Below are 18,017 nucleotides of genomic sequence, written 5' to 3'. Positions count from 1 at the left end.
CTTGTCTGGGCGGTGAGTGACACATGTTCTGGACGCCCCGAACCTGCGCCATGCACCGCTCCTACGCCGAAATGCCGCGGAGCGGTGAGTGAGACAGGTTCCGCGGTCGCAGATCCTGTCTCACTCACCGCTCCTGCGGACGCGTGAGGCGGTGAGGCTCAGGCCTTGTAGGGCTCGGCGTCGACGATGACGACGCTCAGCTCCTTGCCGTTGGGCGCGGTGTAGGTGACCTGGTCGCCCTTGGACTTGCCGTTGATCGCGGCGCCCATCGCCGACTCGGGGGAGTAGACGTCGAGGGTGTCGCCGTCGGACAGGTTCTCGCGGGCGCCGAGGAGGAACTTCTCCTCGTCGCCGTCACCGAAGTCGACGGTGACGACCATGCCGGGCTCGACCACGCCGTCGTCGGGAGGCGTCTCGCCGACCTCGGCACGGCGCAGCATGTCCTCGAGCTGGCGGACGCGAGCCTCCTGCTGGCCCTGCTCGTCCTTGGCCGCGTGGTAGCCGCTGTTCTCCTTGAGGTCGCCCTCGTCGCGCGCCGCGGCGATCTTCTCGATGATCTCCTGGCGCTTGGGGCCCCGGAGGTCGTCGAGCTCGGCCTGCAGCTTGTCGTAGGCCTCCTGGGTCAGCCAGATGGTGCCCTGGTCGGTCATGTCACTACTCCTGCTCACGTGGTACTGGGATGCGGGTGTGCCTCAGCGCACCCGTATCGGGTCGATGGTTCGTCTTCCGTCCGATCGGAGTCGGCGCGGCGACGGACGTCGGCCTGCGCACCCGGACGGGCAGAACTGTCAGGTTAGCAAGACCCGGCGAAAAGCGCAGGTGGTCCGATCAGCGGGGGCGTGGCTGGCCCTCGGCGGTGCAGCCGAGCTTCTCGACCGTGGTGGCGCGTCGCTCGGTGCGCACGACCACCTCGTTGCTCCCGGCGACCGGGGTGAACGCGAGCTCCCCGACGGCGGTCTTGTCCTCCGCGAGCGCCCGTACGCGGCAGCTGGCGTCCTGCACGCCGTCCTCGAGGCGTACGTCGACGCGCGCGCGGATCTCGTAGTCGCTGACCACCTCGTAGGTGATGACCTCCGAGGACGCCCCCGGGGTGCTGTGGAACCACGCCGTCCACGCCAGCCAGGTGAGGCCGACGACGGCCAGGAGGGCGGCGACACCGATGGCGACCGGGCGCTGCCAGCGCGCGGGCGCGCCGTAGCGGTCGGTGAGGTCGGTGGTCACGCACCCAGCGTAAGTGCCGCCTCCTAGACTGCGGACCATGGCCCAGCCCCCCGCAGCCCGGCGTACGGACAAGCCCCGCGCCGGCTTCCGCCTGATGCACGTGCACGCCCACCCCGACGACGAGTCGAGCAAGGGCGCCGCGTCGACCGCGAAGTACGTCGCGGAGGGCGTCGACGTGCACGTCGCGACCTGCACCGGCGGCGAGCGCGGGTCGGTGCTCAACGCCAAGATGGACCGCCCGGAGGTCTGGGAGAACATCTCCGAGATCCGCCGCGAGGAGATGCACCGCGCCCGCGACATCCTCGGCATCCGGCAGGACTGGCTCGGCTTCGTCGACTCCGGCTGGCCCGAGGGCGACCCCAAGCCGCCGCTGCCCGAAGGCTGCTTCGCGCTGGTCCCGCTGGAGGAGGCGACCGAGCGGCTGGTGGCCCTCATCCGCAGCTTCCGCCCGCACGTGCTCACGACGTACGACGAGCGCGGGGGCTACCCGCACCCCGACCACATCCGCTGCCACGAGGTCTCCGTCGCGGCCTACCACGCGGCCGGCGACCCCGAGCGGTTCCCCGACGCGGGGGAGCCGTGGCAGCCGCTCAAGCTCTACTACCACCACGGCTGGAGCTGGGCGAAGACCAACGCCCTGCACGAGGCGATGCTGGCCCACGACCTGGAGTCGCCCTACACCGAGCGCCTGGCCACCTGGGAGCGCGAGCCGGAGTGGGACGACCGGATCACCACCCGGGTCCCGTGCGGGGAGTACTTCGGCGTCCGCGACCAGGCGCTGCTGGCGCACGCGACGCAGATCGACCCCGACGGGATGTGGTTCGCGATCCCGCGTGAGATCCAGCAGAAGACCTGGCCCACCGAGGACTACGAGCTCGTCCACTCCCACGTCGAGAGCTCGCTGCCCGAGGACGACCTGTTCGCCGGGATCCCGACGCCCGCGCCCTGAGGAGCGAGTGGGATGATGGGGGCATGCTCGACCTGCTGATCGTCCTGGTCCAAGACCCGACCCCCGAGCCCACCCAGGTGAAGGCCGGGCCGCTGGGCTTCGCGATCTGGATCTTCATGATCCTCGCGGTGGTCGTGATCGCGTTCAGCCTCGTCAAGCAGCTGCGCAAGGCGCAGGCCGCCAAGGACGCCGGCGTCTACGGCGACGAGCCGGTGGACCGGTCGGCCCCGACGACCGACTCCGACGAGCGCTACAGCTAGGCGACCCTCACCAGGCGGACGAGGCAGTCCCAGGCCGTACGGCTCTCCGCGCCGCCGTGCGGGTCCTGCGTGGCGACCTCCCGCGCGACGCGCTCCGCGCGCAACACCTCGACGTCCATCCCCTCGAGGTCCCCGAGCACGTCGTCGGCCGTCATCAGCACGGCCGGGTCCTGCGGACCTCCGGTGCCCTCGGCGAGGTTGGTCGAGTCGTGGGCCACGAGCAGCAGCGTGCCGCCCGGGCGCAGCATGGTGACCGCGCCTCGCACGGCGCGGCGGCGGTCCTCCGCGGGCACCTGGAGGTAGGCCACCACGACGAGGTCGACCGGCGCCGGGGGCTGCCAGGTCGTGGCGTCGGCGCGGACCCACGTCACGTCACCCGCGAGCGAGAGGTCCCCGGCCAGGCGCGCGCCCTTGTCGAGCGCGACCTGCGAGAAGTCGACCGCGGTGGCCGACCACCCGCGCTCGGCGAGCCAGATCGCGTTGCGTCCCTCGCCGGCGGCGAGGTCGACGGCCCGGCCCGGTGGCAGGTCGGCGAGCTCGGCGGCCACGAACTGGTTGGGCTCGCGCGACCACACCAGGTCGCTGGCGGCGTACCTCTCGTCCCACGCACGTGCGTCCATGGACTCAGCGTAGGCCTCCGCGTAGGCCTCAGCCCACGGCCACCAGCCGCAGCACTCGCGCCTCCTCCGGGTCGAGGACCGGCAGTGCCACCCCCGCGGCGGCGAGGACCCGCCCGGTGGGCTCGGTGCCGTGCACGGACCAGGCCCCGGTGAGGTCGGCGCCCCCCGGCCCGCGCGGCATCTCCTCGGTGACCCGGTAGCGGCGCTCGGGGTCCAGCCCGGTCAGGCGCAGGGGAGCGGGGTGCTGGGTCGCGGTCGCGGCCACCGTCGCCACGACGTACCACGCCTCCGAGCGGTCGGCCGCGACGACGCCGGTGACCATCACCGCCGGGTCGGGGTGGTCGGGGTGGACGAGCGTGCCGGTGCCGATCAGCGGGCGGACGCGCTTGTGCAGGGCGATCCACTCGCGCAGCTCGGCGAGGGTCGCCTCGTCGAGGCGCGAGACGTCCCACTCGATGCCGAACCAGTGGAGCAGCGCGGTGGCGGCGCGGTAGCGCAGGGTGTGCGTGCGACCGGTCGTGTGGGCGGTGGCGCCGCCGACGTGCGAGCCCATCAGCTCCGGCGGGACGAGCAGCGAGGTCCAGCGCTGGAGGTGCTGCCGCTCGAGGGGGTCGATGGTGTCGCTGGGCCAGATCCGGTCGGTGCGTGCCAGCACCCCGGCGTCCACCCGGGCGCCCCCCGACGAGCAGGACTCGATCTCGAGGGCGGGGTGTGCCGCGCGCAGCTCGTCGAGGAGCCGGTAGGCCGCGAGCGTCTGGCCGTGCACGGCCGGACGACCGTCGTGGGTGGCGTCGGTGAGGTCGCGGTTGTGGTCCCACTTGAGGTAGGCGATGTCCAGCTCGTCGAGCAGCGCGAGGAGTGCGGCGCGCAGGTCGGCGTACGCTCCCTCGTCCTGCAGGTCGAGCACCTGCTGCTGGCGCCACTCGGGTGGCATCGCGGAGCGGCCCCTGAGGACCCGCTCAGGATGTGCGCGGGCGGTCTCGGAGTCGAGGTTGACCATCTCGGGCTCGACCCACAGTCCGAACTCCATCCCGCACCCGCGCACGTGGTCCACCAGCGGGCCCAGGCCCTGGGGCCACACGGCGGGGTCGACCGTCCAGTCGCCGAGGCCGGCGGTGTCGTCGCGGCGGCCGAGGAACCACCCGTCGTCGAGGACGAAGCGCTCGACCCCGACCGAGGCCGCGGCGTCGGCCAGCTCGGCGATCCGCTCGAGGGAGTGGTCGAAATAGACCGCCTCCCACGAGTTGGCGATGACCGGGCGCTCGCCGCGCGCCCGCGGCGTGACCGAGCGCAGGTGGGCGTGGAAGCGGTGGCTCATGGGGTCGAGGCCCGCCGGTGACCAGGAGCCGAGCAGCCACGGCGACGCGTACGTCTCGCCCGGCGCCAGCACGACCTCGCCGGGGGCGAGCAGCTCGCCGCCGCCGAGGAGGACCTCCCCCTCGGGCGTGCGTTCGGCGTAGTGCGTGTGGTTGCCGCTCCACGCCGTGTGGACCGCCCACAGCTCGCCGGAGCCGAAGCCGAATCCCGGTGTGCCGGCGACCATGACCAGGGTGGCGTCGTGGCCCGTACGTCCGTGGCGGGCGTCGCGACGGTGCGTGCCCTGCACCCACGGGTGCCGCTGCGGCGAGCGTTCCTTGCACCAACGGCCCGTGAGGTCGAGGAGCTCGGTGGCGTGCGAGCCCACCGGCAGGGCGGTGAGCACCGAGGCGAGGTGGAGGTCGCCGTCGGCGGTGTTGCTCACCGTCGTACGCGCGTGCAGGAGGCCGCCGTCGTCGAGCCCGATCTGGACTCCCACCGACCACCCGGCCTCGACGTCCTCCGACCTGGCGGTGATCGCGGCGTCCCCGGCGAGGACCTCCCAGTCGACGAGGCTGGGGGCCGCGGCCGTGGCCTCGCCGCCGACGCGGTGCCCCTCGAGCGCAGGAGTGCCGGAGTAGCCGCGAGTGCCGTCCGGCACGAGCCCGGTGCTGCGGGGGCCGTCGTACGCCGAGCGCGAGGCGCCCGGCCGGCGGGCGGTCGCCAGGGCGTCGAGGCCGGCGTCGTCGAGGTCGCCGAGGGCCGCGCCCCAGTGCAGCAGGACGGGGATGCCGTGGTCGTCGCGGCCGAGCACGACGCTGACGCCTCCCCGGGTGAGGTGGACAGGGGCGCTACTCATGCGTCGTCCGCCAGGCCGAGCTCGTCCTCGTCGTCGTCGACCGGGTCGACGACGACCAGCTCGCCGACGTGGTCGGCCAGCGCGCCACTGGCGTGGGCGGACAGGCCGGAGTCGGTGACGAGCACCGCGGCCTCGGACAACCCCGCCATGCTGCTCAGGCCGACGACGCCCCACTTGCTGGAGTCGGCGCAGACGATCAGGCGCCGTGACCGCTCGATCATCGCGCGGTTGGTCTCCGACTCGAGCAGGTTGGGTGGGGCGGCCGATCGGCGGGGAGCCATCCGGCCACCGGATACGGCTAGTGCCGCCCCCAGGCGCCGGCGCGCATCACGCCGACCACCTCGAGGTGGTCGTCGAGCACGACCAAGTCGGCGCGGCGGCCCGCTTCGATCGCGCCGACGTCGGCCAGGCCCCAGGCCGCGGCGGGTGCGGTGCTGGCGGCGTGCACGACGTCGCGCAGCGGCAGCCCCGCGGTGCGTACGGCGAAGCGGACCGCCGCGTCCATCGTCAGTGTCGACCCGGCGATCACCCCGTCCCGGCTGCCGTCCGCGAGCCGGGCGACGCCGTCGCGGACCACGATCGCCATCGGCCCGAGGCGGTGCTCGCCGTCGGGGCCGCCGGCCGCAGCGGTCGCGTCGGTCACCAGGATGCACCGGCCCGGCTTGGCCGCGAAGACCGTGCGGAGCACGGCGGGGTGCAGGTGGACGCCGTCGGCGACCAGCTCGACGTCGACCGGTGCGTCGAGGAGGGCACCCACGGCGCCCGGGTCGCGGTGGTGCAGCGGACGCATCGCGTTGAAGAGGTGGGTGCCGAGACGCGCGCCGGCGTCGATGGCTGCACGGGCCTCGTCGTACGTCGCGTCGGTGTGGCCGATCGCGACCAGGACCCCGGCGTCGGCGAGCCGGCGCACGGCATCGATCCCGCCCGGCAGCTCGGGGGCGAGCGTGACCATCCGCACCGCGCCGCGCCGTCCTGAGCCTGTCGAAGGGTCCCCGGCCGCCAGCACCTCCTCGACGGAGGCGGGGTCGGGGTGCGACAGCAGGTCCGTCCGGTGCGCGCCGGCGCGTCGCGGGCTCAGCCACGGTCCTTCGAGGTGGATGCCGGCGAGGCGGCCGTCGCCGACCAGCGGCGCCAGCCCCCGCACGGCCGCGGCCGTGTTGTCGGGGGAGTCGGTGACGAGGCTCGCGGCCATCGACGTGGTGCCGCGAGCGAGGTGCGTGGCGATCGCGACCTCGGCCGCCTCCACCGTGCCGGTGTCGAAGGACGCCCCGCCGCCGCCGTGCACGTGGAGGTCGACGAAGCCCGGGACCACCGTGGCGGCGCCGAGGTCGGTGTCGGCGGGCCGCGGCGGCTGCCCGTGGCCGACCTCCACGACGCGGTCGCCGTCGACCAGCAGCCACCCCGGCTCGAGGACCTGTGCCGGGGTCACCACCCGCGCGGCGGCGAGGATCACCGCGGGGCGACCTGGTCGCCGACGGTGCGCGCGTGGGGGCGCCCCGGGTCCTCGAGCGCGGGAGAGACCTCGCCGGCTCGCAGCGCCTCGAGCTGCGCGCACACCGCGGTGCCGTAGAAGAACGCGATCGACGACAGCAGGGCCCAGAGCAGCAGGACGAAGACGCCGGCGAGCGGGCCGTACACGCTGCCGAAGGACCCGCTGAACGAGACGTACGCCGCCAGCCCGGCGGTCGCGACGGCGTTGAGGACGACGGCGATGCCCGAGCCCAGAGCGAGCCACGACAGGGCGGGCTGGCGACGCCGCGGTGCGTGGTCGAGCAGCACCGCGATGGCGAACACCAGCAGCCCCAGCCCGAGCGGCCAGCGCAGCACGTTCCACCAGAGGACCGAGCGGTCGGACCAGCCGTAGTTCTCGGCCATCGCCTCGCCGAGGGCGAGCCCGCCGACGATCATCACGAAGCCGACGCCCACAGGCACCGCGAGCACCGCCGTCAGGACTGCGGCGCGGCCGTACTTGTGCAGCGCCTTGCGGTCGCGGCGGATGCCGTAGATGCGGTTGGCGCCGCGCTCCACCTGCGCCATGGCGGTCGTCATCGAGACGAGCGCGAAGCCCAGGCCGAGGACGAGCGCGACCTCCCCGGCGAGCTCGGAGGTGTCGGAGTCGCCGACCGCCGAGGCGAGCGCGTCGCCGTTCCCGGAGCCGGGCGAGAGCGAGTCGACCACGTGCGCGACGACCGCGGCCGGACGCTCCTCGTCGATGTCGGAGGCGAGCCCGGTCAGCGCGAGCAGGAACGGGACGACCGCGAGGCAGGCCTGCAGCGCGAGCGCGCGGGAGTTGGTGAAGCCGTCGCCGTAGCGGAACCGCACGAACGACTCCACGGCGATCTTCTTCAGGCCGTGCTCGCGCGCGAGGTGCCAGGCGTCCAGCGCGTCGAGCTCGTCACCGTCCATCTCCGTGGTGACGGGCACGGTGCGCGCGGTGGTCATGGGCGCACCCTAGGGCGTCCGTGGTCGGCGGCAGGTCTAGACCTCGGCGGCTCTGCCGTGCCGGCCGGGCGCTCGTGCAGGCGGGCGGGCGGAGAATCGAGGAGCCGGTCGTCGTGCCGACCCAACCCTCTTCGCGCGCAGGTGCATTCAAGGAGTGGAGAAGGACAGCGGTCGGTCGGAGGGAGGCGAGATGCGACCCGACGAGGAGGAGCGCTTCGCCGACTTCGTGCGTGCGCACAGCGCCGCGCTGTTCCGCACCGCCTACCTGATGACCGGCGACTACCAGCGCGCCGAGGACGTCCTGCAGGAGTCGCTGGTGCGGATCTGCCAGCGCTGGTCGCGCATCGACCAGATGGCCTCGCCGCTCGCCTATGCCCGCAAGGTCGTGGTGAACCGGGCGGCGTCGTGGTGGCGCACGAAGTCGTCGCGGGAGACCCCCATGGTGCTGCACCACGATCCTGCCTGGGGCGGTCACCTCGACGAGGTCGTGGAGCACCAGCGGGTCTGGCAGGCGGTGCTGGCCCTGCCGCCACGGCAGCGCGCGGTCGTGGTGCTGCGTTACTACGAGGACCTGACCGAGGCACAGATCGCAGAGACCCTCGGAGTGTCGCCCGGCACCGTGAAGAGCCACAGCCATGCCGCCCACCGCCGCCTCGTGCACGTCCTCGGCGAACCCGTCCTTCCCAGCGAGGGGGCGACGCCATGAGCCTCGACCAGGTCCTGGGTGACGCCGCGCGCGGGCTCACGGCGGAGCTCTCACCGCCCGAGGTGGACCTCGGTGCCGTGCACCGCGGCGCGCGGGCCCGGCGCCGTCGTGCGCAGGCGGCGGTCGCGGCCGCCGTGACGCTCGCCGTCGTCACCACCGGCGCCTTCCTGGTGGACGGCAGGCCCGACAGCTCCCCGCAGCCCGTCCTTCCCGTGCCGACGCCGACCAGCACGCCGGCCCCCACCCCGACCGACGACGTGGAACCGACCTGGAGCCCGGAGGTGGTGTCCGTGCGGGACGTGGTGCTCGACCAGCGTGCGAGGGCGAGCGCCACCGGGATCGCGGCCGGGGACCCCGACACCCGGCTGGCGATCTGGGCGGCCGACGGGCGCACCGGGGTCGCGGCCACCACGGACGCCTACCGGAGCACGACCTACGTCCCGGTCCCGCGACTGCAGGTGGACGCCTACCAGGTCCTCAGCCCGCGCGACGACCTGTTCCTCCTCTCCCACGTCAACCACACCGACGAGTGGCTGGTCGGCGCGGACGGCGTGGTGCGGAGGGTCGACCGGGTCCGCGGCGAGGTGGCCGCCCGGGACGAGCGCCTGTGGTTCCAGTGCGCTGTCGGCGGAGGCTGGCGGTCGACCTGGTGCGCCCTCGACCCCGAGTCCGGCACGGCGTACGTCTGGCCGGATGCCTGGGACGGCTCCGCCGTGCCTCCGGGACGCGGGGTCACGCCGTGGGGCGCCAACCCCGAGCCGCGCTCCGTGGGAGGGACCGGGAGGCTGGAGGTCTGGTGGGGCAGCGGCGGCGAGCGAGAGGTGCGCACCCTCGCCACTGCCCAGTTCGGCGACTACGTCCTGGACTGTCCCCCCGACGTGATGGCGCTGTGGTCCGTCGCCGCCCCCGGCGCCGGCGTGGACATCCACACGAGCAGTGACGGCGGCGACAGCTGGCAGACGACGTCGTACGCCGCGCCGACCGCGGACCAGTGGTGGAAGGTGCGGTGCGCACCCGACGGGTCGTTCCTGGCGGTCGACAGCGAGCGCGGGACGACGGTGTGGCGCGCCTCGCCTTCGGACGACGCCTTCCGGCAGGTGTTCTCGGCGCCGGGGTCGCCGTCCTCGATCGGCATCGCCGACGTCCGGACCGTGGGCGGGCGCGTGCTCGCGAGCGGCGAGGGCGTCGCGGCGATCTCGGACGACGCGGGAGCGACCTGGACGAGACTGGAGGACTGGCGATGACGCGTGGACGACTGGTCGCCTGGGTCGTGCTGGGCCTCGCGATGACAGGCTGCGGCGGCGATCCCGCGGGGCAGCCGCCCCGGTCCGCGACGAACACGCCGGGATCGACTCCCGCGCAGGTCGACCTCGGTCGTGCGGCGCCGGTGTGGTGGGACGCCGACGGCCTGCACCGCGGCGACGTCGTCGCGGAGACGTCGGTCCACCCCGAGGCGGACGCCATCGGCGGCCTCGCCGTCCGGCGGCTCGCCCTGGTCAGGACGGGAGCGGTGTACCGCGACGCGCGTACCGGCCAGGTGTGGTTCCACCCCTGGGACGACACCCCGCACGTGATCGGCCGCAGCACCGTCGCCGGTCCGGGCGGGGACCCGGAGGGCGACGTCGCAGTGTGGTTCGACGGGCGGGACCTCGTCGTCTACGACACGGCGCGCGACGAGGTGGTCTCCCGCAGCCAGGAGGCCGTCGCTGTCTCGCCGTCGGCGGAGTACGCCGAGCACGTGGGGCACGGGAACGGCTGGGTCCACGTGTCCTCGAGCCAGGTGGTGTGGCGCTACGAGGGACAGGAAGGACACGATCTCGCCCGACGCGACCTGGTCACCGGGACGTCCGAGGTGCCGTGGCAGCCGCGGCCCGCGTCCGGCACGGAGGCCGGGTCGGGCGTGTCGTTCGTCGACGTGAGCAGCCGCAGCGCGGTCTGGGTGGGCGGCCAGGAGCACGCGGGCCGCGGCACGTACGTCTACGACCGGGCGGGGTCCGCACGGACGAGGACCGTCGGGGCCACGCTCGAGTACCCCGGCCGTCTGAGCCCCGACGGGACGTGGCTGCTCACGGCCGAGATCGCGGACGGGACGCACGGTGTCGCCTTCACCGAGCTCAGCTCGGGCGAGACGTGGAAGCCGTTCGAGGAGGACACCTACGCCTTCTTCTCCTGGGCCTACGGCGACGTCGCGGTCATGCTCGTCAACCGCCGCGTCCCCGAAGGGTCATGGACCCTCACGAGCTGCACGCCCGCCACGCGGACCTGCGTCGAGGTCGACACCCGCGGCGCGGTCGCGCTGCCCACCCCCTAGGCGGCCCCGGCCACCACACGAGCTCTCGCTCTCGGGCACCTCTCGGGACCTTCTCTCGGGCACAACCAACACCAGAGGAGTCAGGCACATGAATCGCATCCATCGTTGTCTCTCGGGACTCACCACGGCGGCTGTCGCCGCCGGGCTCGTCGCCGCTCCGGGCGTGCCCGGTGCCGTCGCCGACACGCCCACCTCCGCCGAGGTGGCACTCGACTGGCAGGGCACCGCCCTGGCGACCGTCCCCTTCTCGCCGGCGCAGGGGCTGTACCTGTCGTTCGCGAGCACGGCGGTCGACCGGGCGGCACGCAAGAGCCTCAAGACGGCGGGCTCCTCGGAGGTCGCCGCCGTCGCGCGAGCAGCGCACGACGTGCTCGTGGAGTACTTCCCCGGCTCGGCGGGCACCCTGGCCACTCGGCTCGAGGCCAGCCTGGCCCAGGTGCCGGACGGTCCCGCCGAGGCGCGCGGCTCCGCGATCGGTGCCGAGGCGGCCGAGGGGGTCATCGAGTCCCGGGTCGACGACGGTCGCGGCGACGCCTCGATCGTCTACGAGGCGCAGCCGGGCGTCGGCGTCTGGACCGACGCGCGACCCATGGCGACGCCCTGGTACGGCTTCGTCGACCGGGTCGACGGCGGACGCCCGGTCGTCGTCGACGGCCCCGACCCGGTCGGCAGCCCTGCCTACCGCGCCGACCTCGCCGAGGTCCGCGACGACGGCCGCTCGATGGCCGACGCGGAGAAGGCCGCGACGGCGACGTTCTTCAACGTGCCGGCGTTCGCGCTCTACCGCAACGCGCTGATCGCGCACCTGCGCACCCAGCCGCTCGGTCTCGCCGAGGTGACGGACCTGTTCGCCGACCTCGACCGTGCCACCGCCGAGGGCGTGCGGCAGACGTGGCGGCACAAGTTCGTCGAGGGCTTCTGGCGACCCAGCGCCGCCCTCACCACCGACGACGGGGATCCGCTGACCGAGACGGTGCCCGGGTGGACGCCGGTGCTGCCCGTGCCGCCGTACCCGGAGTACCCGAGCGGACACGGGACCCTGACCGCGGCGTTCGCCGAGACGGTGCGGTGCCACCTCGGTGACGTCTCGCTGACGCTGAACGGCGCCGGGGCACCCCGGACGTACGCCAGCCTGGCCACGCTCGAGCAGGACGCGTTCATGTCACGCATCTGGGGTGGCATCCACTTCCGCGACGCCATGGACGACGCCTACCTGATCGGCCACACGGTCGCCAGGCGGGCCTGCGGCTGAGCGGGCCTACGCCGCTGCGGTGCACAGGGTGGCCACGGCGGACTCCGCGTCCGGGAGTGCGCGGAGCTCCGCCGCGACCGCCTCGCAGCGGGACCGCATGGATGCGTCTGCCAGGGCGCGATCCACCGCCCGGCCGACCTCGGCCGGCGTGGCCGTCGCCGCGTCGAGCGTCGCGGCGAGGCCGAGTTCGTGTGCGCGACGCGCGTTGTGGGGCTGGTCGGCACCGAGTGGCAGGAGCACGGAGGGCAGGCCGTGGGCCAGGGCCGCCATGAGGCTCCCCGATCCTCCGTGGTGGACCACGACGTCGGCCGCGGCCACCGCCTCCTCGTGCGGCACGAACCGCTCCACCCGTACGCGCGCGGGCACCGGGCCCAGGTCCGCGGGGTCGACGTCACGACCGACCGTCAGCAGCACGTCGGCGTCGAGTGCGCCCAGCCCGCTCGCGAGGCGCTCGAAGAGGTCGCCGGAGCCCTTGTTGAAGATGGTCCCGAGGGTCGCGTAGACGCAGGTGCGCCCGGGGCGCTTGCGCGTGACCGGGGTGGCCCCGGCCCGGTAGTGGACGGGATCAGTCACGCGCAGCGGCGCGTCCGGGCTGCGGAACGACGGCGCTGCCGCCGACAGGACGGGGCCCGAGGTCAGGCGGGTCAGGTCCGGGTCGGCTGGCAGGCCGTGCTCGGCGCGGACGACGTCGAGGCGCGGCGCCACCAGGTCGGGTCGGACGATCATGCCCGAGGCGAGCACGAGGTGCGTCGCGACCGGCGTTCCGTGGAGCTCCGCGGCGATCGTCGTGCCGAGGTCGGTCTCGTCGCGCAGCACCAGGTCGGGGCGGAAGTCGCGCAGGATCGCGGGGACCGCGCCGGCCATCCGACGCGCGCCGCGGTCGGCGAAGTTGTCGGCGAACTCGACCTCGGCCGCGTGGGCGTCCATCACCTCCAGCGGCGTGCGCGGCTGGCGGTCCGGCGCCTGGGCGTGGTGGGGCGGCGGGCTCGTCGCGAAGGCGGTGAACCCGGCCTGCTCGATGTGCGGCACGAGTCCTCCGGAGCCGGCGAGGGCGACGTCGTGCCCGGCATCGCGGGCGGCACGCGCCAGCGGGAGCAGCGGAGCCAGGTGACCGAGGCCGCCGACGAACGTGACGAGGAGTCGCATGGTGCGCCCAGCGTACGGATCCGGCGGCTCGTGCTCGCGCGGTGTCGGACCGCGGCGCCAGACTGTGGGCATGGACGCTCGGGAGCACATGACCCAGGTGGTGCAGCAGCCGCGCCGCTTCTACGACGGAGGGACGCTGCCGACCGGGGACGGGCCGGGCGAGCCGCCCGACCCTGCGACCGACCCGCGCATCGTGCTCGAGCGCCACTCCGAGGAGGGCGTGGAGACGTTCGCGCTGGCTCGCCGGCTGGCCTACCTCGACCGGCACCTCGGCGAGCTCCTGGTGCCCGCGCGCGCCGACTTCCGCACCGACCTGACGTCCGTGCCCGCCCTGTTCACCTGGCTGGTGCCCAAGACCGGGGCGCACCTGCCCGCCGCGCTCCTGCACGACGCGCTGGTGGCCGGCCGCGGCGACCCCACCTCGTACGTCTCGACCGAGGGGCTCGTGGTCGACCGGGTCGAGGCCGACCGGGTGTTCCGCGACGCGATGGCCGACACGGGCACCGGAGTGGTGCGGCGGTGGATCGTCTGGACGGCGGTCACCGTCGCGACGATCGTCGTCGGCCGGTCGGTGCCGTGGTCGCGTGCGAGGCACTGGTCCTACCGCGTGGCGGCCGCGGTGACGATCGCCTCGATCGTCTACCTCGGCTACAGCGCGACCAGCGACCTGTTCGACCGGTCCTGGGCGGGTGCGGTCGACGTGCCGTGGATGGGCGAGCGCCCGTGGTGGGCCGAGGTGGCCGGCGGCTTCGCGGGCGCCGTCGTGCTCCCGCTGGCCCTGAGCCTGCTGTGGGGCCGGCTGCGGACCGCGGGGGCGATCGCGGGGGTGATGCTGGCCGTGCTGCTGCACGTCACGGTCGGGCTGGCGCTCATCGCCGCGACGTACGTCCTGCTCGAGCGGCTGGCCCGGCGGTCGTCGCTCGCGGCGTGGGCGCTCGCGGCCGTCGTCGTGGTCGGCTCGCTGGTCCTCTTCGCCGCGCTCAGCCTCGGCTGAGGCCCACCTCCGCCAGCCAGCGCGCCGCGAAGGTGTCACGCGGGAGGTCCTGGGTGACGAGCTCGACGCCCGCCTGACCGGCGAGGACGACCAGGCCGAGGGCGAGGGCGGTCACCACCATGCCGTTCACGTTGCGTGGGAACCGGCTCGGGACCGTACGGACCCGGTGCCAGCCGCCGATGAGGCCGGACGTCACGACCGCCGAGACGACGCTGGCGAACGCGGCGCCGATGACGGTGCCGAGCAGGTCGAGGCGGCTGATGAGGACCGCCGAGGTCGCGGCGGCGGTGGCGCCGGCGACCAGCTGCGGGACGCTGAGGTCGAGGAGCGGCTGGCGGTCGGTGTCGGTGTCTGGGTCAGGCATCTCGTCGCGGGGGTCGGGGACAGGACTTCCCCTGCACGACGCGCCGGCTCCGCCGATCGTTTCCGGTCGTGAGCGACCTCACCCGGCCGTGCCCGGGTAGTCAGGGACGTTCTGGTCGGAAGAACGGGCGGATCGCCTACCAGAACGTCCCTGACTACCGGGGTGGGGGAGAGGCGGGGTGGGGGAGAGGCGGGGTGGGGGAGAGGCGGGGTGGGGGAGAGGCGGGGACGCCGGGGGCCGGGCTCAGCGCAGGGAGTACGTCGCGAGCGAGACGCCGACGTAGTGCGCGGCGAAGGCGAGCACCGTGAACGAGTGGAAGACCTCGTGGAAGCCGAACCACCGCGGCGACGGGTTGGGTCGCTTGAGGCCGTAGACCACGCCGCCGAGGGTGTAGAGGATGCCGCCGGTCGCGACGAGGACGAGCGTGGCGACCGCGACGCCGCTGCTGAAGCGGTCGGCGCCCTCCATGAACTGCGGGATGAAGAACACCGCCGCCCAGCCGAGGGCGATGTACATCGGGGTGTAGAGCCAGCGGGGCGCGTCGGTCCAGAAGACGCGGAAGAAGACGCCGGCGATGGCGGCGCCCCACACGACGAGCAGGAGCGTCGTACGCGCGGTGCCGTCGAGGAAGAGCAGCGCGTAGGGCGTGTAGGTGCCGGCGATCAGGACGAAGATGTTGGCGTGGTCGAAGCGCCGCAGGAACGCCCACGTGCGCGGCGACCAGGTGCCGCGGTGGTAGATCGCGGAGACGGTGAAGACCAGGAGAGCGGACAGCGCGAAGGCCGCCGAGCCGATCCGGGTGGACGGGGTCGGCGAGAGCGCCACCAGCACGATGCCGGCAGCGAGCGCCAGCGGCGCGGTGCCGGCGTGCAGCCAGCCGCGCAGGTGCGGCTTGACCTCCGCCATCTTGTCGGCCATCACCTCGCCGGCACGCTCGACGGCGTGCTCGACCCGGTCGCGAGGGGTCACGAGCCGCTCTCCATGTCGCCCAAATTACCCGGACGGGTGTGGGACGCGCAGTCGGCGACACCGAGTGACCGGTCACACCGGCGTTACGATCGTTCGATGGTCAACGTGAAGGACGCCGTACGACGGGTGCTCTACCCGGCCTACGAGTCCCGGGTGGTGAAGCGCCTGCCCCACGACCAGATCCCCCAGCACGTGGGAGTGATGCTCGACGGCAACCGCCGCTGGGCCAAGGCGGTCGGGCTCAACACCGCCGAGGGCTACCAGGCCGGCGCCGACAACATCCGCCCGCTCCTCGGCTGGTGCGAGGAGGTCGGCGTCGAGGTGGTCACCCTGTGGCTGCTGTCCAGCGACAACCTCACCAACCGGCCGCCCGAGCAGCTGACCGGGCTGCTGGCGATCATCGAGGGTGCCGTGGAGTCGCTCGCCGAGGCGGGCCGCTGGCGCATCCACCCCGTGGGCGCGCTCGACCTGTTGCCCACCCGGACGGCCGAGCGGCTCAAGGCCGCCGAGGAGGCCACCCGCGACATCGACGGCATCCTGGTCAACGTCGCGGTCGGCTACGGCGGTCGCCGCGAGATCGCCGACGCCGTGCGCGCGCTGCTGGCCGACCACGCCGCCAGGGGCACCTCGCTCGAGGAGCTGGCCGACATCATCGACGTCGAGCACATCGCCGAGCACCTCTACACCAAGGGCCAGCCCGACCCCGACCTCGTGATCCGTACGTCGGGGGAGCAGCGACTCGGCGGCTTCCTGCTGTGGCAGTCGGCCAACTCGGAGTTCTACTTCTGCGAGGCCCTGTGGCCCGACTTCCGCCGGGTCGACTTCCTGCGCGCGATCCGGGCGTACGCCGAGCGCGAGCGCCGGTTCGGCGGCTGAGCGGTCCGCCCCGACGCCTCGCCAGACGTCACCCGGCCGTCACCTCGCGTTCGGGCGTGTCGCCCCGGATCGTCGTGGTGGCGGGCGTACGTTCGCCCGTATCGGCAGGTGGGGAAGCCTGCTGAACCGGGAGGCAGCCTTGAGCACTCAGATGGGAGCTCCTCGGTCCGTTGAATGACATCGGGCCGGGCGAGGAGTGCGCGCGCCGACCCGCAGCAAGGGGTTAGTCGTGGCCAGCACCGCTCCGCTCAGCACCGCCCGTCGCACGTACGTCCTGGACACCAGCGTCCTCCTCGCCGACCCGGGTGCGCTGACCCGCTTCGCCGAGCACGAGGTCGTCCTGCCCGTGGTGGTGATCACCGAGCTCGAGGGCAAGCGGCACCACCCCGAGCTGGGCTACTTCGCCCGCACCGCGCTGCGCGCGCTCGACGACCTCCGCGTCGTCCACGGTCGCCTCGACGAGCCGGTGGGCATCGGCACGGAGGGCGGCACGCTGCGCGTCGAGCTCAACCACACCGACGCCGAGTCCCTGCCATCGGGCTTCCGCCTCGGCGACAACGACACGCGGATCCTCGCCGTCGCCCGCAACCTGGCCAACGAGGGCCACACGGTCACCCTGGTCTCCAAGGACCTCCCGCTGCGGATCAAGGCCTCCGCGGTCGGCCTCGACGCCCAGGAGTACCGCGCGGAGGCGATCAGCGACTCCGGCTACACGGGCATGACCGAGCTGGAGGTGCCTGCCTCCGACCTCGACGAGCTCTACGAGGACGGGGTGGTCGACCTCGCCGAGGCTCGCGACCTGCCGTGCCACAACGGCCTCGTCCTGATCTCCGACCGCGGCACGGCGCTGGGACGGGTCGGCGCGGACAAGCGGGTGCACCTCGTGCGCGGGGACCGCGACGCCTTCGGCGTGCACGGCCGCTCCGCGGAGCAGCGGGTCGCGCTGGAGATGCTCCTCGACCCCGAGGTCGGCATCGTCTCCCTCGGCGGTCGTGCCGGCACCGGCAAGTCGGCGATGGCGCTGTGCGCGGGCCTCGAGGCCGTGATGGAACGCCGCCAGCACAAGAAGGTGGTGGTCTTCCGGCCCCTCTTCGCCGTCGGCGGCCAGGAGCTCGGCTACCTCCCCGGCTCGGAGAACGAGAAGATGTCGCCGTGGGCCCAGGCGGTCTTCGACACCCTCGGTGCCCTGACCGGCAAGGACGTCATCGACGAGGTGATGGACCGCGGCATGCTCGAGGTGCTGCCGCTCACCCACATCCGCGGCCGCTCGCTCCACGACTCCTTCGTGATCGTCGACGAGGCGCAGTCGCTGGAGCGCAACGTGCTCCTGACGGTCCTCTCGCGCATCGGCGCCAACTCCAAGGTCGTGCTCACCCACGACGTCGCCCAGCGCGACAACCTCCGGGTGGGCCGCCACGACGGCATCGTCGCGGTGGTGGAGAAGCTCAAGGGCCACCCGCTCTTCGCCCACGTGACCCTCAACCGCTCCGAGCGTTCGCCGGTCGCGGCGCTGGTGACCGAGATGCTGGAGGACGTCACCCTCTGACGGCCGCCCGTCGTGATCACCGGTCAACCGGTGGTTCATGAACTTCTTGCCCTTTGCAACGGGTGAGAAGTTCACCGACCACCGGTTGACCGGCTCTCCTGACTGATGTGTGGGTCATGCTCGGCTTGGGAGGGCTGGTCTGTAGGGGCCGCGGCTGAGCATCGCGAGCGCGATGAGGGGTTGGGGTGAGTGGAAGCCGAACGCGA

Annotated in this window: 19 protein-coding genes; 9 read left to right on the top strand and 10 right to left on the bottom strand. The window is 73.5% G+C overall.

Features of this window, described 5'->3' with window-relative positions; all coding sequences use genetic code 11:
- Window positions 1-158 precede the first annotated feature (158 nt).
- Together greA and IE200_RS13635 are read right to left on the bottom strand one after the other, a co-directional pair.
- Window positions 159-650 (bottom strand): transcription elongation factor GreA, encoded by a 492-nt coding sequence (greA, locus tag IE200_RS13640; RefSeq protein WP_191280039.1) that lies wholly within the window; start codon window positions 648-650, stop codon window positions 159-161.
- Between the two features lie 178 nt (window positions 651-828).
- A complete protein-coding gene (locus IE200_RS13635) occupies window positions 829-1,221 on the bottom strand; it encodes a DUF4307 domain-containing protein (RefSeq protein ID WP_191280038.1) in 393 nt (130 codons plus the stop codon).
- A gap of 37 nt (window positions 1,222-1,258) precedes the next feature.
- Between IE200_RS13635 and mca the strand changes: the two genes are divergently transcribed.
- Both mca and IE200_RS13625 read left to right on the top strand, forming a co-directional pair.
- Complete coding sequence (mca, locus tag IE200_RS13630; RefSeq protein ID WP_191280037.1) at window positions 1,259-2,170, top strand: mycothiol conjugate amidase Mca; 912 nt, start codon at window positions 1,259-1,261, stop codon at window positions 2,168-2,170.
- 23 nt (window positions 2,171-2,193) lie between these two features.
- Window positions 2,194-2,430 carry a hypothetical protein gene (locus IE200_RS13625; RefSeq protein WP_191280036.1) on the top strand — a complete coding sequence of 79 codons (237 nt, stop codon included), beginning with the start codon at window positions 2,194-2,196 and terminating at the stop codon, window positions 2,428-2,430.
- Here IE200_RS13625 and IE200_RS13620 read toward each other — a convergent pair.
- Genes IE200_RS13620 through IE200_RS13600 form a run of 5 tightly spaced genes read right to left on the bottom strand, consistent with a single transcriptional unit; the run spans window position 2,427 to window position 7,647 of the window.
- Complete coding sequence (locus IE200_RS13620; protein WP_191280035.1) at window positions 2,427-3,050, bottom strand: SAM-dependent methyltransferase; 624 nt, start codon at window positions 3,048-3,050, stop codon at window positions 2,427-2,429. The genes IE200_RS13625 and IE200_RS13620 overlap by 4 nt on opposite strands.
- A gap of 28 nt (window positions 3,051-3,078) precedes the next feature.
- Window positions 3,079-5,205: an alpha-galactosidase gene (locus IE200_RS13615; protein ID WP_191280034.1), complete on the bottom strand. Its 2,127-nt coding sequence runs from the start codon at window positions 5,203-5,205 to the stop codon at window positions 3,079-3,081.
- Complete coding sequence (locus IE200_RS13610) at window positions 5,202-5,486, bottom strand: DeoR/GlpR transcriptional regulator (RefSeq protein WP_191280033.1); 285 nt, start codon at window positions 5,484-5,486, stop codon at window positions 5,202-5,204. The genes IE200_RS13615 and IE200_RS13610 overlap by 4 nt, the downstream gene beginning before the upstream one ends.
- A gap of 17 nt (window positions 5,487-5,503) precedes the next feature.
- A complete protein-coding gene (gene nagA, locus IE200_RS13605) occupies window positions 5,504-6,658 on the bottom strand; it encodes an N-acetylglucosamine-6-phosphate deacetylase (RefSeq protein WP_191280032.1) in 1,155 nt (384 codons plus the stop codon).
- A complete protein-coding gene (locus IE200_RS13600) occupies window positions 6,655-7,647 on the bottom strand; it encodes a YihY/virulence factor BrkB family protein (protein WP_191280031.1) in 993 nt (330 codons plus the stop codon). The genes nagA and IE200_RS13600 overlap by 4 nt, the downstream gene beginning before the upstream one ends.
- 190 nt (window positions 7,648-7,837) lie before the next feature.
- On the opposite strand from IE200_RS13600, the gene IE200_RS13595 reads away from it, so the two are divergent.
- From IE200_RS13595 to IE200_RS13580, 4 genes are all read left to right on the top strand, one after another.
- Window positions 7,838-8,353 carry a SigE family RNA polymerase sigma factor gene (locus tag IE200_RS13595; protein ID WP_191280030.1) on the top strand — a complete coding sequence of 172 codons (516 nt, stop codon included), beginning with the start codon at window positions 7,838-7,840 and terminating at the stop codon, window positions 8,351-8,353.
- Window positions 8,350-9,597: a hypothetical protein gene (locus IE200_RS13590; protein ID WP_191280029.1), complete on the top strand. Its 1,248-nt coding sequence runs from the start codon at window positions 8,350-8,352 to the stop codon at window positions 9,595-9,597. The genes IE200_RS13595 and IE200_RS13590 overlap by 4 nt, the downstream gene beginning before the upstream one ends.
- Entirely contained in the window at window positions 9,594-10,664 is a 1,071-nt protein-coding gene (locus IE200_RS13585; protein WP_191280028.1) for a hypothetical protein, read from the top strand. The genes IE200_RS13590 and IE200_RS13585 overlap by 4 nt, the downstream gene beginning before the upstream one ends.
- Window positions 10,665-10,752: 88 nt before the next feature.
- Complete coding sequence (locus IE200_RS13580; RefSeq protein WP_191280027.1) at window positions 10,753-11,916, top strand: phosphatase PAP2 family protein; 1,164 nt, start codon at window positions 10,753-10,755, stop codon at window positions 11,914-11,916.
- 6 nt (window positions 11,917-11,922) lie between these two features.
- Here IE200_RS13580 and IE200_RS13575 read toward each other — a convergent pair whose 3' ends face one another.
- Entirely contained in the window at window positions 11,923-13,062 is a 1,140-nt protein-coding gene (locus IE200_RS13575) for a glycosyltransferase (protein ID WP_191280026.1), read from the bottom strand.
- Between the two features lie 70 nt (window positions 13,063-13,132).
- Here IE200_RS13575 and IE200_RS13570 point away from each other — a divergent pair, with 70 nt between their 5' ends.
- Window positions 13,133-14,056 carry a DUF1353 domain-containing protein gene (locus IE200_RS13570; RefSeq protein WP_191280025.1) on the top strand — a complete coding sequence of 308 codons (924 nt, stop codon included), beginning with the start codon at window positions 13,133-13,135 and terminating at the stop codon, window positions 14,054-14,056.
- Here the strand turns inward: IE200_RS13570 and IE200_RS13565 are convergent.
- Together IE200_RS13565 and trhA are read right to left on the bottom strand one after the other, a co-directional pair.
- Window positions 14,043-14,420: a hypothetical protein gene (locus tag IE200_RS13565; protein WP_191280024.1), complete on the bottom strand. Its 378-nt coding sequence runs from the start codon at window positions 14,418-14,420 to the stop codon at window positions 14,043-14,045. The two genes, IE200_RS13570 and IE200_RS13565, sit on opposite strands and share 14 nt — an antisense overlap.
- Before the next feature lie 243 nt (window positions 14,421-14,663).
- A complete protein-coding gene (gene trhA, locus IE200_RS13560) occupies window positions 14,664-15,389 on the bottom strand; it encodes a PAQR family membrane homeostasis protein TrhA (protein ID WP_308433010.1) in 726 nt (241 codons plus the stop codon).
- 96 nt (window positions 15,390-15,485) lie between these two features.
- On the opposite strand from trhA, the gene IE200_RS13555 reads away from it, so the two are divergent.
- Window positions 15,486-16,265, top strand: a complete 780-nt coding sequence (locus IE200_RS13555; protein WP_191280023.1) for an isoprenyl transferase — start codon at window positions 15,486-15,488, stop codon at window positions 16,263-16,265.
- 229 nt (window positions 16,266-16,494) lie between these two features.
- Entirely contained in the window at window positions 16,495-17,811 is a 1,317-nt protein-coding gene (locus tag IE200_RS13550; RefSeq protein ID WP_191280022.1) for a PhoH family protein, read from the top strand.
- Window positions 17,812-18,017 lie beyond the last annotated feature (206 nt).

It is taken from the genome of Nocardioides flavus (ex Wang et al. 2016), from assembly GCF_014653115.1.
GTDB classification, from domain to species: Bacteria; Actinomycetota; Actinomycetes; order Propionibacteriales; family Nocardioidaceae; genus Nocardioides; species Nocardioides flavus.
Note: the sequence above shows the minus strand (reverse complement) of the source record. Positions and strands in the feature narration are given on the sequence as shown.

Bases quoted from the DNA above. Each gene is read 5' to 3' on its own strand.
- IE200_RS13625 (WP_191280036.1), top strand. From the start codon at position 2,194: ATGCTCGACCTGCTGATCGTCCTGGTCCAAGACCCGACCCCCGAGCCC.
- mca (WP_191280037.1), top strand. From the start codon at position 1,259: ATGGCCCAGCCCCCCGCAGCCCGGCGTACGGACAAGCCCCGCGCCGGC.
- IE200_RS13590 (WP_191280029.1), top strand. From the start codon at position 8,350: ATGAGCCTCGACCAGGTCCTGGGTGACGCCGCGCGCGGGCTCACGGCG.
- IE200_RS13555 (WP_191280023.1), top strand. From the start codon at position 15,486: ATGGTCAACGTGAAGGACGCCGTACGACGGGTGCTCTACCCGGCCTAC.
- IE200_RS13580 (WP_191280027.1), top strand. From the start codon at position 10,753: ATGAATCGCATCCATCGTTGTCTCTCGGGACTCACCACGGCGGCTGTC.
- IE200_RS13595 (WP_191280030.1), top strand. From the start codon at position 7,838: ATGCGACCCGACGAGGAGGAGCGCTTCGCCGACTTCGTGCGTGCGCAC.
- IE200_RS13615 (WP_191280034.1), bottom strand. From the start codon at position 5,205: ATGAGTAGCGCCCCTGTCCACCTCACCCGGGGAGGCGTCAGCGTCGTG.
- IE200_RS13575 (WP_191280026.1), bottom strand. From the start codon at position 13,062: ATGCGACTCCTCGTCACGTTCGTCGGCGGCCTCGGTCACCTGGCTCCG.
- IE200_RS13620 (WP_191280035.1), bottom strand. From the start codon at position 3,050: ATGGACGCACGTGCGTGGGACGAGAGGTACGCCGCCAGCGACCTGGTG.
- IE200_RS13585 (WP_191280028.1), top strand. From the start codon at position 9,594: ATGACGCGTGGACGACTGGTCGCCTGGGTCGTGCTGGGCCTCGCGATG.
- IE200_RS13570 (WP_191280025.1), top strand. From the start codon at position 13,133: ATGGACGCTCGGGAGCACATGACCCAGGTGGTGCAGCAGCCGCGCCGC.
- greA (WP_191280039.1), bottom strand. From the start codon at position 650: ATGACCGACCAGGGCACCATCTGGCTGACCCAGGAGGCCTACGACAAG.
- IE200_RS13610 (WP_191280033.1), bottom strand. From the start codon at position 5,486: ATGGCTCCCCGCCGATCGGCCGCCCCACCCAACCTGCTCGAGTCGGAG.
- IE200_RS13565 (WP_191280024.1), bottom strand. From the start codon at position 14,420: ATGCCTGACCCAGACACCGACACCGACCGCCAGCCGCTCCTCGACCTC.
- IE200_RS13600 (WP_191280031.1), bottom strand. From the start codon at position 7,647: ATGACCACCGCGCGCACCGTGCCCGTCACCACGGAGATGGACGGTGAC.